Below are 16,839 nucleotides of genomic sequence, written 5' to 3'. Positions count from 1 at the left end.
TTTTAACTTAACTTACATATAAATAATAAAACTTCCCAAAACGGTTTTATTATTTACAGCCAAACCTTATTCTTTTAACCTAATAGCTTGTTATGCGCTTCCGGCTAACGACTACTAAACTATTAACGTCAGTCATAGCCCTGGTGGTACTTATCTTTATTGCAATTGTAGCATTGCTGTTACGGCAAACTTCACTGGCTAAAAGTACCGTTGCAAAGGTTTCCCATACCCAGGAAGTATTGTTTCAAACTGCAAAAGTATTAACCTCCATTACCGATAACGAAACCAGTTCAAGAGGTTTTGTGCTTACCGGGCAGGCAACATTCTTAGAGCCTTTGGAAGCGGCTAAAAAAAACATCTACCCGCAAATACAAACATTAAAAGTGCTCACCCAAAGCGATGCGGCCCAGCAACAACGTATTGATAGCGTATTATTTTATACCAATAAAAGAATACTTTTTTCGGATAGTACAGTTGCTTTGCGGCAACAACAAGGTTTGGATGCAGCTATAGAGCTTGTTACTACAGGCAATGGGAAAATGTATATGGATAATATCCGGCGTTTTTTAAGTGCTATGCAGCAGGCAGAAACTGCGGCACTGCAGCAACAAAAACAGGACAACGAAAAAGCCACCATTTTTTTAGACAAGATCGTTTTTACCATCATTATCAGCAGTCTTTTTTTAATGATTGTTTTTTTAAGAAAAGACAGCTTGCACATTGCAGCGCAAAAAAAAGCAGAAGAAACGCTAAAAAAAAACGAGCAGTATTTTCACTTGCTTACCAGCAATATCAGGGATTATGCTATTTCTATGCTGGACACCAGTGGATTGGTAGTAGGCTGGAGTAGTGGCGCCGAAGATATTAAAGGGTATAAGGAAGCAGAGATCATTGGTAAGTCTTTCGAGATTTTTTATACAAAAGAAGATATCGCAAAAGGAGTACCGCAACAAAATCTTGACATAACAAGGCAACATGGCCATTACGAAAGCGAAGGCTGGCGCTTGCGTAAAGACGGATCAAAATTTTGGGCCGATGTTATTTTTACTGCACTGAAAGATGAAGCCGGAAAATTGTATGGTTATTCAAAAATTACCAGGGATATTACTGAAAAAAGAAAAGAACGGGAGGAGTTGGAATTTTTGAACCTGCAAATTAAACAGTCGAACGATGCGATATACATCCTGGATGCCAATCGTAAAATAAAAAGCTGGAATAAGGGAGCCGAAAACCTGTATGGCTTTACAAAAGAAGAAGCACTTGGCAAGGACCCGATAGAACTTTTACAAACAGCTATCACCGAAGAGGAAATAACAACAGCCCTAAAAGAAATTACAAAAAATGATTACTGGACGGGTGAATTAAAGAGAACAACTAAAGCAGGTTCTGTAATTCATGTTCATGCTTCCACTACAAATATTAAAGACGCTAATGGAAACCTTACCGGTTATGTTGCTGTAAGTTTTGATATAACCGCACAAAAAGAATTACGTGAGCAGGTAAACCACCTGGCCAGCATGGTGGAAGAATCATCTGAAGCTATTTTTTCGAGAGGCTTAGACCAGCGCATTATAAGCTGGAACCGTGGCGCCGAAAAATTGTTTGGGTTCACCAAAGCAGAGGCCATTGGTAAAACGGCCGAAACACTTGGGATTACAAAAATTACCCGGGAAAGAATAGCAGCCATTGAACAACAGATCTTACAAAAAGGTACCTGGAGATCGGAACGTGATTTTTTTCATAAAAGCGGCTATTCATTTTTCGGTGCTATTTCCGGCAATGTTACCAGGAACGAAAAAGGTGAAATTGTTTCTTTTTATTTTATTGTAAAAGATATCAATGTAAGAAAGCAATTAGAAGAGCAGCTGAAGCAATCTAATGATGAGCTGGAAGAAAAAGTGAAAGAAAGATCGCTGCAGATCTACAACAACGAAAAAAGATACCGCTATCTTTTTGAAAATAATCCACTGCCTATGTGGGTAATAGACCTGCAAACTTTTGAGTTTCTGGATGTAAATGAAATGGCAACACTTCATTATGGGTATACCCGGGAAGAATTTTTATCTATGAAAGCCACCGATATACGGCCGGAAAACGAAAGGGAAAATTTTATACAGGCAGACCATGCTTACGAAATTGACCCTTCCAATTATAACAGGGGCATATGGAACCACCGAAAAAAAAACGGCACTATTATACAGGTAGAGATCATTGCACATAAAATAATGTTTGAAGGCCGGCCGGCAAGATTTATACTAAGCAACGATGTTACTGAAAAGAAGAAGGTAGAAGAAAAACTTATCTCCAGCGAAAAACGTTTCCGTGCATTGATTGAAAACAATTATGATATTATTACATTAATGGATGCTTCTTTTAATGTGATCTACCGCAGCCCTTCTACATTTCGCATTACTGGTTGGAGCAATGAGGAAATGATCAATAATATTGGCACCAAAAATATCCATCCTGATGATGTAGAATATTTTCAGGGCGTTATCAGGGAGATAATGGCGCATCCGGAAAAGCCGGTTAATACCTCATTTCGCAGCAGGCATAAAAACGGCCATTATTTGCGGTTGGAAGGAACACTGATGAACCTGCTGCACCAGGAACATGTAAAAGCAATTGTGTTTAATTCCCGTGATGTAACCGAACGGATAGAAACAGAAGAAAGACTCGCCAACAGCGAATTGCGTTTTCGCTCATTGATCGAAAACAGCGTGGAAGGGATTTCTTTGCTGGATGAAAAATCAAATGTGATCTACAGGTCGCCATCTGCTTTAAAAGTAATTGGTAATAATCCAAAAACAAATACTATCAGTTACGCACATCCTGATAACCTGGAAAATTTTAAAAATAAATTTGCTGAAACGCTGAGCAAACCGGGTGTTCCGGTGCCATACAGGGTTAAATATTTGCATGCTGATGGGCATCATTTCTGGTCTGAAGGTACTTTTACCAATTTGTTGCATATAAAAGGTGTAAACGCAATTGTTGCCAACTACCACGATGTAACAGAAAAAATTAAAGCAGAAGAAAAACTTGAATCCAGTGAAAAACGATTTCGGGCCCTGGTTGAAAATAATAAAGATGTGATCATGTTACTGGATGAATCGTTTAATGTTACTTACCGCAGTCCTTCGGCAACTGTTGTAAATGGGTGGACGGATGAAGATGTGAAAACAATGAGCGGTATCCAGAATATTCATCCGGATGATATGGATTATGCGAAAGCTGTTATCAGGGAAATGATGGCTAACCCCGGAACACCATACAATGTAATTTTCCGCAACAGGCATAAAAACGGCAACTTCAGATGGCTGGAAGGTGTGGTAACCAATTTGCTGCAGGATAAAAATGTAAATGCTATTCTTTTTAATTTTCGTGATGTAACAGAAAGAATTGAGGCGGAGGAAAAACTAAAAGCCAGTGAAGAACAATTCCGCAATTCTATGGATAATATGATGGAAGGTGTTCAGATAATTGGTTTCGACTGGAAGTATATCTATGTTAATGATGCCATGGCAAAGCATGGAAAATATTCAAAAGAAGACTTACTGGGGCACACAGTAATGGAAAAATATCCAGGTATTGAAAAGACTGAAATATACCAGGTTTACCTGAAATGTTTTAATGAGAGAGTTGCCATACACCTTGAAAATGAATTTGTATTTCCTGATGGCAGCAGTGCCTGGTTTGAGTTGAGTTTTTTACCTGTACCGGAAGGTATATTCATTCTTTCGATAGATATTTCGGAACGTAAAAGAGCAGAAGAACAACTGCAATTTAATGAAAAGCGTTTTCGTACTTTAATTGAAGATAATCACGATATCATAACCTTAATGGATGAGAAATTTAAGGTTTTTTATCGTAGCCCCTCTGCTGCCCGCATTACAGGCTGGAGTGATGAGGAAATGAATCAGTCTGACAATGACAATAGGTTTACTATCCACCCGGATGATCATGAACAGGCAGATAGGGTAATTAAAGATTGCATTGCCCAACCCGGCAAACCTATCTACGCACTGTATAGAAACCTGCATAAAGATGGCCACTATATCTGGCTGGAAGGGGCAGTTACAAATTTGCTGGATAATAAATATGTGAATGCAATACTGTTCAACTTCAGGGATGTAACAAAACGTATAGAAACAGAAGAAAAAATTGCGAGCAGCGAAGTCCGCTTCAGGTCATTAATAGAAAATATATCTGATGCTATAGTATTAAATGATTCCGAAACCAATATCATTTATCAAAGCCCTTCAGTTAAACGTATCCTGGGATATGAACCCGAAGAAAGAAAAGGCAAAAAAGTACTGGATTACATACACCCGGAAAACCACCAGGATATTATTGATTTATATACTAAACTTAAAGTGGTGAAGAATACGCCGCTTTCTTTTCAATATCGTTTTTTACACAAAAACGGAAATTATATCTGGCTAGAAGGTGTGGTAACTAACCTGGTGGATAATCCGGCAGTAAAGGCATTTGTAGCCAACTACAGGGATATCACTGAAAGGAAGGAGACGGAAATCAGGATTAAAAACCTTAATGCCGAACTGGAAGAAAGAGTTAATAAAAGAACAGCGGAATTAAAAAAATCAAATGAGGAACTGGAGGCATTTTCTTATTCTGTATCTCATGATCTTCGGGCACCCCTAAGGGCTATAATCGGGTATTCGGCCATACTGGAAGAAGATTACAGTAGTAAACTTGATGATGAAGCCAGGAGAATTACCGGGATAATAAGAAGTAATACCTCAAAGATGGGAACCCTTATCGATGACCTGCTTACATTTTCCCGGATGGGCCGGCATGAAATTGCAAAGGCACCCGTAAACAGTGTAGAAATGGTTGATGAAATAATTAAAGGTATGAGCAGCAATGGCGGCAGCCATATAAACTGGTCTGTTCACCAGTTGCCTGAAGTAAAAGCAGATCATAATATGCTGCGCCAGGTATGGATTAACCTGATCTCAAATGCCGTTAAATATTCGGCTACCAATCATACTCCCAGGATTCATATTGGTTCTTTTAAGCATGAAGGGCAACTTGTTTTTTTTGTAGAAGATAATGGCGTGGGCTTTGATGAAAAGTATAAGAATAAACTGTTTAAGGTATTTCAAAGGCTGCATAGTGCTGAAGAATTTGAAGGTACAGGTATAGGGTTGGCCATTGTAGAAAAAATTGTTTCTAAACATGGTGGCAATGTGTGGGCCGAATCTGAATTGAACAAAGGGGCAAGTTTTTATTTCAGCCTGCCTGGAAATTAAAATAATATTTTAAGCATATAAATTCTATATAGCATGAATTTGAATAGCATAGATCTTTTATTAGTGGAAGATAATATCAATGATGCGGAACTTGCCATAAGAGAATTAAAAAAGCATAACCTGGCCAATAATCTTTTTCATGTAAAGGATGGAGAGGAGGCATTGGAATTTGTTTTTGCAACAGGCAGGTATTCCGGGAGCCGTAGTTTGGAGAATGCACCCAAACTGGTATTGCTGGATATACAAATGCCCAAGGTAAATGGCATAGAAGTGTTGCAACAAATAAAAAAGGATGAGCGTACCAGGTCAACCCCGGTAGTAATATTAACTTCCTCAAAAGAAGATCCGGATATAAAAAAATGTTATGAGCTGGGGGCCAACAGCTACATTGTAAAACCTGTAAATTTTGAGGGCTTCGCCGAAGCAATAAAAAATCTTGGCTTTTACTGGTTATTGCTGAACCAGCCACCTGTTTAAATTTTTGTTATGGTAAATGATGTTTTAAAAATACTTATACTGGAAGATAACGATGCCGATGCAGAGATTCTGCAGCGCCTGCTGAAGAAAAATAATTTTAATTGCCAGGTTAAAGTGATGATGACGGCATCAGCCTACAGGCAGGCATTGGATGAATTTAAACCCGACCTTATTCTTTCTGATAATGATATGCCGCAATTTAATGCAACAGAAGCGTTACAGATATTACAGCAATACAAACTGCATATTCCGTTTATATTAGTTACCGGCACCGTGTCAGAAGAGTTTGCAGCGGGCATTATTAAAGCCGGCGCCGACGATTATTTATTAAAAGACAGGTTAGCCAGGTTACCGGCAGCTATTGAGGCTGCATTAAAGCAAAAGCAAACTGAAAAAGAAAAAAATGAAGCAGCAGAAAGATTATTGCATAGTGAAGAACAATACCGCAGTTTAATTCAGCAGGCTTCTGATGGTATTTTTATTGCAGACCCAAGTGGTCGGTATATCGACGTTAACGAAAGTGGCTGTAAAGCATTAGGCTATTCAAAAGAGGAATTTTTAAAACTCAGCATCAAAGACCTGGTGGTAATGGATGGAGACGCCGTTCCTTCCCGTTTAAGTGAAGTGAACACAGAAACACCCATTATCCAACGTCGGAGTTTACGAAAAAAAGATGGTACTGTTTTAATAGGCGAAATCAGTGCCAAGAAGATGCCGAATGGCAACTATTTTGGCATTGTAAGAGATCTTACAGAAAGAATAGAAGCAGACAAAAAACTGGAACAAAGCGAAAAACGTTTTCGTATGTTGGTGGAAAATAATGATAGCATTATTTCATTGGTGGATAAAAATAGAAAAGCAATTTTCAGAAGTTCATCCGCAGCAAGGCTTACAGGGTGGACCAAGGATGAATTTGATGCGTTAGATACAAGTAAGCTTATACATCCCGATGATATAGCACTGTTGCAGGCTTCAGGGCAATGGGCTTCGGATAATCCGGGAAAACCCGTTGCCATTACTATGAGGGCAAGACATAAAGAAGGGCATTATATCTGGCTGGAAGGAATGATGACTGATATGACAAATGACCCGGCGCTTAATGGTGTGGTAAGTAATTTAAGAGATATTACCGAACGAAGGGAAGCAGAAAAAAAGATCGTCAAAGCCAATCGTTTGTATTTTTTTATCAGTCAGATCAACCAGATGATTGTACGTACTACTGATGAAAACACGCTTTTTGAAGAAGTGTGCCGGATTGCTGTTGAACTGGGAGAGTTTAAGATGGCATGGATTGGACTGATAGATGAGCAAACTAAAACAGTAATTCCTGTAAAGCATGCCGGGGAAGAGAAAAACTATCTGTCTAAAATTAAAACCATTTCAATTGCCGATGTGCCTGAAGGAAGAGGTCCTACGGGTACTGCTCTACGTGAGGGAAGGTACATGATCTGTAATGATATTGAGAATGATAGCAGCATGTATCCATGGAAGGATGCTGCTTTAAAAAGAGACTACCAGTCTTCCATGTCTTTACCCATAAAAAAATTCGGAAAAATAATAGGAGCTTTTTCTGTATACGCTTCAGAAAAAAACTTTTTTGATGATGCGGAAATTGCCTTGTTGGAAGAAGCCACAGGCGATGTAGCTTTTGCACTGGAAAATTTTGAAAAAGAGGCTTTACGTAAAAGTGCAGAAATAGCGGTGAAGCTTTCAGAAGAAAAATACACTTCACTTGTAAATACTGTAGATGGTATTGTATGGGAAGCCGATGCTATAACTTTCCAGTTTAGTTTTGTAAGTAAGCAGGCAGAAAGATTATTGGGTTATCCAACTGAACAATGGATCAATAATCCCACATTTTGGGGTAACCATATTCACGAGGATGACAGAAACTGGGCAATTGAATTTTGCAAAAGTAATACACTGGCTAAAAAGCCGCACGAATTTGAATACCGGATGGTGGCTTCCGACGGACGAATTGTATGGCTAAGGGATATCGTATCTGTTATTATGGATAATGATGCGCCGGTAATACTCAGGGGTATTATGATTGATATTACAGAACGTAAAAAAGCAGAAGAAGCCATCATTGAAAGTGAAAAACGTTATCAAACGCTCACCGAGATATCGCCGGTAGGTATTTTTCATACCGACGCAGCAGGCATTACCACTTATGTAAACCCCAAATGGTCTGTAATTTCCGGTTTATCCGGCCGGGAGGCTTTAGGTAATGGCTGGCTGAATGCAGTACATGAAGATGATAAAGAACCACTGATAAAAGGTTGGCAGAATGCTACAACAGCAGTGGAGCCTTCTTTATCTGAATACCGTTTTGTTCGCCCCGATGGAACAATAGCCTGGGTAATAGGCCAGGCAATACCTGAAAAAAATGCTGATAACCAGATTGTAGGATATGTTGGCACTATAACGGATATCACTGAACGAAAAATGGCGGAAAAGCAGATTTTTACAGAGAAAGAACTTTCTGATAAAATTATCAATAGCCTGCCGGGTATCTTTTATCTTTCTGATACCACACCCAAATTATTGCGGTGGAACAAAGCCCTGGAAAAAATATCCGGCTTTACAGCAACCGAGATTGATGCAATGCGGCCTATCACTTTATTTGATCCCGAAGATCACAAAACACTGCAGGATGGGCTTTTAAAATCTTACCAGGAAGGTACAGCCGAAGTGGAAATAAGATTGTTAACTAAAAGTGGAGAAAGAATTCCTTTTTATTTTACGGGAGTTAGTATAGAATATGGTGGTAAGCCTGCTGTATTGGGCATTGGTATTGATATGAGTGAACGCAAAAAAGCAGAGGAAGAAATTAAAAAAGTGAATCAGCGTTTTGAAATTATTGCCGAGGCTACTAAAGATGCTGTATTTGAAGTGGACTTACTAACTGGTTATAGTAAACATAATAAAGCATTTGTTGATCTTTTTGATTTTGGTCTTAATACCGAACCTAATACAGACAACCGGGCTATCTGGAGATCTAAATTACATCCCGATGATAAGGACCGTGTAATTAAGCGGCTTGAAGAAGCTTATGCCGGAAATGCTTCAGGCTGGACGGATGAATTTCGTTTTCAAAAAGCGGATGGCAGCTATGGTATTTTTTACGACAGGGCTTCCATAATCAGGGATGCCACAGGAAAGGCTGTTCGCTTTATAGGTTCCATGGTAGAAATTACAGAATTAAAAAAAGCTGAAGAAGAAATTAAAAGATCTAATGAACGTTTTGAACTGATTGCTAAAGCCACGCATGATGGTTTGTGGGACTGGAACCTGGAAACGGGTAAGCTTTGGGGTAATGAAGTACACCAGCAATTGTACGGGCTAACTGTTACCGATCCTGTTCCTGATCATGAAGAATGGAAGAAGCGGATACATCCCGATGACAGAGAGCGGACAAGTAAAGCATTTGAAGAAGCTAAAGCCACAACACAGGAAAGCTATACAGATGAGTATCGCTTTCTTACAGCCAATGCCGGTTGGATGGATATATATGGACGTACACTTATTCAACGGGATAAAGAAGGAAAGGCTATCCGCCTAATTGGTAGTATGATGGATATTACTGAACGTAAAAAAACCGAAGCACAACTGGCAGCAAATGAAAAGCGGTTTAGAAAACTGGTAGAAAATGGTAACGATGCTTTTGCTATTTTAAATCCTGAAGGCAAAGCGATATATGTATCATCATCAGTAGAAAGAGTGCTTGGTTATACGGAAGAAGAAATCTATCAACTGGATATGTTCTCATTAGTTCATCCTGATAATATTGAGGAAGTACAACAAACCATGCAGATTGTAATGGCTAACCCGGGATTACCTGTTGCCGGCCATTTATCAAGGTTAAAACATAAAGATGGTACCTGGCGCTGGTTTGAAGACACCATCACTAATCTGCTTGACGATGCAGATATACGGGGCATCGTAGATAACTTCCGTGATATTACCGAAAGAGTGAATGATCAGATGGCATTGCAGCAAAGTGAACAAAAACACCGCGATATTGTAGAAAATATTACTGATATTCTTTGTACACACGATCTTGAAGGAAAAGTGCTGTCGGTAAACCTTACTGCAAAAAAACAACTGGGCTACGAAGTAAATGAAATGCTGAATATGCATATTCAGGACATCCTGCAGCCGCAATCAAAAGATGTATTTGGTATTTATATTGACAACATTAAAAAAAATGGTTTTGCACAGGGCCTCATGTACGTAAAAACCAGCACCGGGGAAAAAAGAATCTGGGAATTCAGGAATAGCCTGCGTGACAACGGAGTAAACCCTCCTTTTGTGTATGGCTTTGCACAGGATGTAACAGAAAGGATAATTGCCGAAGAAAAATTACTGGCACAAAAAGTACAATTAGAAACCCTGAGTAATAATCTTCCTGGTGTAATGATATACCAGGTGATAAGGGAATTAGATGGATCGATGCATTTTACCTATATCAGTGATGGGGTAATAGGGCTTATTGGTAAAACGCCTAAAGAAGTAACTGCTAATCCATCGCTTTTGTATAAGCCAATTGTTGATGAAGATGTTTCTAAATTAATCGCAGCAGAGCAACAATCGTTTCTTAACATGTCCATATTCCAGGAAGAGGTTCGGTTTAGAACGCACGAAGGAGATATCCGGTGGTTAAATATTGTTTCTGTACCACGTAAACTTGGAGACGGAAGAACCGTTTGGGATGGATTTCATGTAGACGTTACCGATAGAAAGAACCGGGAAGAGGAAATTATGGCGAGCGAAGAAAAGAGGAGGCTTATAATGAATTCAGCATTAGATGCCATTATTTGTATCGATACTGAAGGTATGATTACATTCTGGAATCCACAGGCTGAAAAGGTATTTGGCTGGAAGGAGGCGGAGGTAATGGGAAGCCGGCTTTCTGATATCATTATTCCGGAAGCATTTAGAAAAATGCATGAGGGTGGCATAAAGAAATATTTAAAAACCGGGGAAGCGCCGGCATTAAATGTATTACTGGAACTTAATGCTGTAAACCGAAAGAATGAAGAGTTTCCGGTTGAATTAACAGTGTTGCCTATTAAACAAGGCGGCGAAGAATTCTTCTGTGCTTTTATAAGAGATATTACCCAGCGCAAAAAGGCTGAAATAGCTATTAAAGAAAGTGAAGAAAAATACCGCACATTGGTAGAGCAGGCATCGGACGGTATTTTTATAGCAGACAATACCGGAAAATTTATCATTGTAAACACCAGCGCCTGTAAATTATCGGGCTATAGTGCAGAGGAATTGAATGCACTTACTATCTACGACCTGGTACACCCCGAAAGTTTGAAAAGCAACCCCTTTCACTTTGAAGAAATGATGCATCCGCAAGGTGCCAGGAGCGAAAGGAAAATGATATGTAAGGATGGTACCGTACTGGATATAGAGATTAGTGCTAAATTTTTATCCGATAAACGCTTTATTGCCTTTATAAGAGATATCAGTGAACGCATAAAAGCAGCAGCGGCAATAAAATTCAGCGAAGAAAAATACCGTTCGTTGGTAGAGCAGGCATCCGATGCCATTTTTATATCAGATAAAGATGGCCGCTTTATAACAGTAAATCCTAGTGCCTGTAAATTATCGCAATACACCGAGGAAGAATTATTGCAAATGACCATTTTTGATTTCTTTATAAAAGAAGATATTGAAAAAAATCCCATACAGTTTGAGGCTTTGGAGCAAGGAAAAACAATACGGTCGGAGAGAATAATGAAAAGGAAAGACGGAGGGTTAAATCACCTGGAGATTACAGCCAAGTTATTGAACGATGGTAAGCTGCTATCTTTTGTAAGAGATATTTCTGAAAGAATAAAAGCGCAGAATGAAATACTGAAAGAAAAAAATCTTTCTGATTCTATCATCAACAGTTTGCCCGGTGTTTTTTATCTGTATAACCGCAGCGGTAAATTTTTACGCTGGAATACAAACTTCGAAAAAGTGACTTTATATTCCGCAGCAGAAATTAAGGAAATGCATCCGCTGGACTTTTATGAAGGCGATGAAAAGCTGCTGATGGCTGAAAAGATTGATAACGTATTTGCCAATGGCGAGGATGAAGTGCAGGCAAACTTTCTGCTTAAAAACAAAGAAAAAATACCTTATTATTTTACAGGTATAGCTATTGATTATGAAGGAGAGACCTGCCTCATGGGAGTGGGTATCGATTTTTCGGAAAGAGAAAGAGCGGAGCAGGAAATTGAAAAGACGACAGAAAAACTGCGTGAACTAACTGCTCACTTACTTAACATCAGGGAGGAAGAACGGAAAAGGATCGGAAGAGAAATTCACGACGAACTGGGCCAGCAACTTACTGCTATAAAAATGGATGTTTCATGGATAGATAAAAAAACGCCACCTGAAACAGAACTGATAAAAAATAAACTGAAGAACATCATCACATTATTGGATGGCAGTAATCAATCTATAAGAAGAATATTAAGTGAATTAAGGCCGGGTATACTGGATGATTATGGTTTGGTGGAAGCGCTGGAATGGCAGAACCGGCAGTTTACTGCCAACACCGGAATACCGGTAGAATTTGTAACCACTGAAAGAGAAATAAAATTACCCGAACCTTTGGCCACCTGTATCTTTAGGGTTTACCAGGAAGCTTTTACCAATATCACCAGGCATTCGGCAGCTACTAAAGTAATTACATCTTTAAGTATTGCAAAAAATGCTATCATTGTTACTATTAAAGATAATGGCAAAGGGTTTGAAACTACCGCCACAAGAAGTAAAAAATCTTTTGGCATTTTAGGCATGAAAGAAAGGGTGCTGGCACAAGGAGGTATGTTTGAAATGAATTCGGCGCCGGGTAAAGGTACCAGCATGGAAATTCAATTACCTTTTGAAAATAAAATAATATTCTAAACTAACATACTTGTATTATGAAACGGATAATTTTAGCTGACGACCATAGTTTTATAAGGCTTGGGCTTATACAATTGCTTAAAGACGAATATCCTGCGGTAGAAATTACGCAGGTAAGTGATGGCGAAGCCCTTATTAAACAGGTAATGTTACACGATTGGGACCTTGTAATATCCGACCTTGATATGCCTGGGCGCAGCGGACTGGAAGCCTTGGAACAGATAAAGCTGATAAAGCCACATTTACCCGTGCTGATATTAAGTATATATGCCGAAGACCTTTACGCCGTAAGGGTTTTAAAAGCCGGCGCTGCAGGGTACCTTAATAAAAACTCTGCCCCTGATGAACTGATCACAGCGGTACAACGCATCTCTTTAGGAAAAAAATACATCACCGCCGAAATAGCAGAAAAACTATTAACCAGTGGCGATGATATAAAAAAACCACACGAACTACTCACCAACCGGGAATTTGAAATATTTAAATTACTGGCATTGGGAAGAACAGTTACACAAATAGCCGACTCACTTTCTCTTGCGCTCACTACCATAAGCACCTACCGCAGCAGGATCATGGAAAAACTTAATTTATCCACCAATTCGGATCTTACACGGTATGCATTATCCCACCATATAATTTCTGATATAGAACAGTAAACACAACTGTAGTTTTTTGTTTCCTCTTTTATAGTATAACTACTACATATGTCAATTCTTTACTACTACCATAGTAAGGCTCTTAACACTATTTTATAGCACCGGCTTTTGTTGGTTCTTTGGGTTGTAAAAGAAATACTAACCCAATGACAGTTTTAATAGTAGAAGAATCCTTACTGATAGGTGGACGGATTCGGAACTTACTTTTAGAAACCGGAAATGCTTCAAACATTTATCAAACAGTAGAACATACCGAAGCTGTTACACTTTTTGAAGAGGTGAAACCGAATGTGGTACTGCTTGATATGTGTACACCAGGAGCAACTTCCATCGATTTATTACAGGACATTAAAAAAGCAGCTACTGAAACCGCCATCGTTGTTTTGGTTAATTGCGATGATTATCAAAAGCAATTAAAATGTAACTCTATTGGTGTTGATTTCATTCTTGATAAATATCATGAGTTTGAAAGGCTACCGGAGATAATGGATATTATAGTTCGTAAAGGAAATTTTAAACCAGGCAATGAAAAACCAAAACATTATTCAAAATTCGCCTGACGCAATTTATACCTGCGATCAGAAAGGATTTATAAAAAGCTATAACAAAGCTGCTGTTAACTTATGGGGCAGAGAACCTGTTGTAGGTAAAGACTTGTGGTGCGGATCATGGAAGATTTTTGATAAGAACGGTGGGCACCTGCCTGTTGATCAGCATCCCATGGCCATTGCTTTAAGAGAAGGCAGGCTGGTACATGGAGAAGAGCTGATTGTGCAAAGGCCCGACGGAAGCATGCGTTATGTAAGCCCTTATTCATCTCCACTGGTAAATGCCGAAGGGCACCTAACCGGTGTGGTTAGTATGATGATAGAAGTATCAGAACAAAAGAACAGGGAAAGGTTGAGTGAAGAAAAATACCGGAACCTTATTGAACAGGCTGCGGATGGTATTTTTCTGTTTGATTTGAAAGGAGATTTTGTTTCTGTTAATACCAGCGGTGCAAAAATGCTGGGCTACGATATTGAAAGCCTGTTGCAATTAAATATAATTCATATTCTGCCGCTGCAGTTTATCGATAAAATGCCGTTACGTATGGCCACCTTAAACGACGGCCATCCTTTACTGGTAGAAAGAATATACAAACGTAAAGACGGTAGCTTATTTTACGCAGAAGTTAGAGCGCAAATGGTATTGGGTGGAAATATCCAGGCTATTGTAAGGGATATTACTGAAAGAAAAAAGGCAGAGGCTGCATTAAAGGAAAGTGAAATATTTAATAAAAGTGTTCTAACCTCTATCAGCTCACATATAGCTGTGGTGGAAGAAAATGGAGAAATTATTTCGGTTAATAAGGCATGGGAAAATTTTTCCACCAAAGGAGGGGAATGCCTTTTAAAACGCACCGGTGTAGGAACTAATTATATAGAGGTCTGCAAAAAATCGGTGAGTAATGGTGAAATACTTGCAGCAAAAGCACTGGATGGTTTTTACAAGGTAATGAATGGGGAATTGCCCATTTTTGAAATGGAATATCCTTGTGATTTACAAAATGAGAAGAGTTGGTTTTTACTGAGAATAACAAAATTTGCAGATAACTCCCCTAAGGTGGTAATGATGCATATCGACATCTCTGCAAGGGTAAAAGCTGCGGCTACAATGCGCCAGGCACTGGAGCGCTATGACATGCTTGCTAAAGCCACCAGTGATACTATCTGGGATTGGGATATTACACAAAACAGAATAAGATATAATAATGGCATTACACAAATGTTCGGTTACGAAATTGATGAAATAGAAAACCTGGAAGACTGGTGGAAAAAAAATATTCACCCCGCAGATTTACCTGCTGTTTCTGCAGCACTTGAAAAGATATTTTCTAATAAAGCACAAAACTTTCAGATAGAATACCGGTTCCGTTGTGAAAATGGCACCTATAAATACGTATTTGACAGGGCTTCTGTAATTTTTGATGATAACGAAAAACCGGTACGTATGATAGGTGCTATGCAGGATATCACCGATCGTAAAAAAACAGAACAGGATTTCAGGATGATGAAAAGGGCACTGATGAATCAGAAGGTAGAAGAGCAGAAAAAAATTACCAGGGCCATTTTAAATGCACAGGAAAAAGAAAGGCGGCACATGGGCGAAGAACTGCATGATAATATTAACCAGATGCTGGCAGGTACCAAATTATATTTGTCTGTGGCGGGTAATGGCAATGCGCAATTAAAGGAAGCCTTGCAATACCCTATTCAGTTAATTGATGAAACGATGACTGAAATTCGTTTGCTTACCAAACGAAGCGTTACTCCAAAACAAAATGTAAACCTGAAAGAGTTATTGCAAACACTGGTAGATACAATGTTTAAGAGTACTGCTATAAAAACCTGCTTTGTTTATAAAATAGTAAATGAGTGTTTGGAAGATGAACTTAAACTAAACATCTACCGCATTTTGCAGGAACAAACCAATAATATAATGAAACATGCCTGTGCTGCCAATGTAAATATTGCAGTAAAGGCCAATAATAATGTCATCAATATTATGGTAACAGATGATGGCAACGGATTTGATACCAGTAAGAAGAGAGAAGGCATTGGTATCTCTAATATTATAAACAGGGTAGAATCTTTTAACGGTGAGGTTGTAATTGAAAGCGCTCCCGGTAACGGATGTAAACTACTCATAAAAATACCCTATTAACCCGGTAATTTAAAATCAACAGTTTGTTGATAAAAAATAAAATCTAAAACATGTTACGCATATTAATTGCAGACGACCACACCGTAGTAAGAAAAGGATTGAGGCAAATACTTATTGATCATTTCAGAGAAATATTTATTGAAGAAGTGGCTGAAGCAGAAAGCCTGATTGATAAAGTAATGACAACTACCTGGGATGTTGTAATATCAGATATCAACATGCCGGGTAGAAGCGGTTTAGATGCATTGAAACAAATACGGGGCATTTTTCCTGATTTGCCGGTACTTATCCTTAGTATCCACCCCGAAGAACATTATGCCATCAGAGTTTTAAAATCAGGAGCTTCAGGTTATTTAAGTAAAGATTCTGCAAGCGAAGAGCTGGTAAATGCCGTAGAAAAAGTATTGCAGGGAAAAAAATACTTTTCTTCTTATGTTATTGAACAACTGGCCAATCATATTGATGCAGACCTTAGTAAATTATCCTATGAATATTTAAGTAACCGTGAGTTTGATGTGATGCGATTATTGGCTTCGGGTAAATCTGTTTCTGACATTGCAGAAAAATTATCCCTGAGTGTAACTACCGTAAGCACTTACCGTACACGGATTATGACTAAGACCGGGTTAAGGTCAAACTCAGACATTACTAAATACGCAATTGAAAACCAGCTTTTGTAATAAGGGCTGAAAAGATATACATCCGGAAAACCGTTCCTCATTCCATTTGTAACCACAAAGAAATTTTTTATTCTATTTATTTTACCCGGTTTAAATTGGTCACAACATCAATTGCCGGGTAATTTTTAT

Annotated in this window: 7 protein-coding genes; all 7 read left to right on the top strand. The window is 38.7% G+C overall.

The features are described from left to right. Window positions 1-92: 92 nt before the first annotated feature. The 7 genes from ACQ334_RS10040 to ACQ334_RS10010 all read left to right on the top strand — a co-directional run bounded on the left by ACQ334_RS10040 (window position 93) and on the right by ACQ334_RS10010 (window position 16,710). Complete coding sequence (locus ACQ334_RS10040) at window positions 93-5,276, top strand: PAS domain S-box protein (RefSeq protein ID WP_430988068.1); 5,184 nt, start codon at window positions 93-95, stop codon at window positions 5,274-5,276. Window positions 5,277-5,309: 33 nt separating this feature from the next. Beyond that, complete coding sequence (locus ACQ334_RS10035) at window positions 5,310-5,753, top strand: response regulator (protein WP_430988067.1); 444 nt, start codon at window positions 5,310-5,312, stop codon at window positions 5,751-5,753. Between the two features lie 9 nt (window positions 5,754-5,762). After that, window positions 5,763-12,668, top strand: a complete 6,906-nt coding sequence (locus ACQ334_RS10030) for a PAS domain S-box protein (protein WP_430988066.1) — start codon at window positions 5,763-5,765, stop codon at window positions 12,666-12,668. Between the two features lie 17 nt (window positions 12,669-12,685). After that, on the top strand, window positions 12,686-13,324 hold the full coding sequence (locus ACQ334_RS10025) for a response regulator (RefSeq protein WP_430988065.1): 639 nt from the start codon (window positions 12,686-12,688) through the stop codon (window positions 13,322-13,324). Window positions 13,325-13,470: 146 nt separating this feature from the next. Continuing rightward, window positions 13,471-13,884 carry a response regulator gene (locus ACQ334_RS10020; RefSeq protein ID WP_430988064.1) on the top strand — a complete coding sequence of 138 codons (414 nt, stop codon included), beginning with the start codon at window positions 13,471-13,473 and terminating at the stop codon, window positions 13,882-13,884. Next, window positions 13,850-16,030, top strand: coding sequence for a PAS domain S-box protein (locus ACQ334_RS10015; protein ID WP_430988063.1), 2,181 nt, complete (start codon window positions 13,850-13,852; stop codon window positions 16,028-16,030). The genes ACQ334_RS10020 and ACQ334_RS10015 overlap by 35 nt, the downstream gene beginning before the upstream one ends. Window positions 16,031-16,080: 50 nt before the next feature. Continuing rightward, window positions 16,081-16,710, top strand: a complete 630-nt coding sequence (locus tag ACQ334_RS10010; RefSeq protein WP_430988062.1) for a response regulator — start codon at window positions 16,081-16,083, stop codon at window positions 16,708-16,710. The last annotated feature ends 129 nt before the right edge of the window (window positions 16,711-16,839 follow it).

The organism is Ferruginibacter sp. SUN106 (assembly GCF_050611765.1).
GTDB lineage: Bacteria > Bacteroidota > Bacteroidia > Chitinophagales > Chitinophagaceae > Ferruginibacter.
The sequence above is the reverse complement of the archived record's forward strand: the minus strand, read 5'-3'. Positions and strand labels throughout refer to the sequence as shown.

Coding starts and splice junctions, on each gene's coding strand:
- ACQ334_RS10010 (WP_430988062.1), top strand. CDS start 16,081: ATGTTACGCATATTAATTGCAGACGACCACACCGTAGTAAGAAAAGGA.
- ACQ334_RS10035 (WP_430988067.1), top strand. CDS start 5,310: ATGAATTTGAATAGCATAGATCTTTTATTAGTGGAAGATAATATCAAT.
- ACQ334_RS10015 (WP_430988063.1), top strand. CDS start 13,850: ATGAAAAACCAAAACATTATTCAAAATTCGCCTGACGCAATTTATACC.
- ACQ334_RS10040 (WP_430988068.1), top strand. CDS start 93: ATGCGCTTCCGGCTAACGACTACTAAACTATTAACGTCAGTCATAGCC.
- ACQ334_RS10020 (WP_430988064.1), top strand. CDS start 13,471: ATGACAGTTTTAATAGTAGAAGAATCCTTACTGATAGGTGGACGGATT.
- ACQ334_RS10025 (WP_430988065.1), top strand. CDS start 12,686: ATGAAACGGATAATTTTAGCTGACGACCATAGTTTTATAAGGCTTGGG.
- ACQ334_RS10030 (WP_430988066.1), top strand. CDS start 5,763: ATGGTAAATGATGTTTTAAAAATACTTATACTGGAAGATAACGATGCC.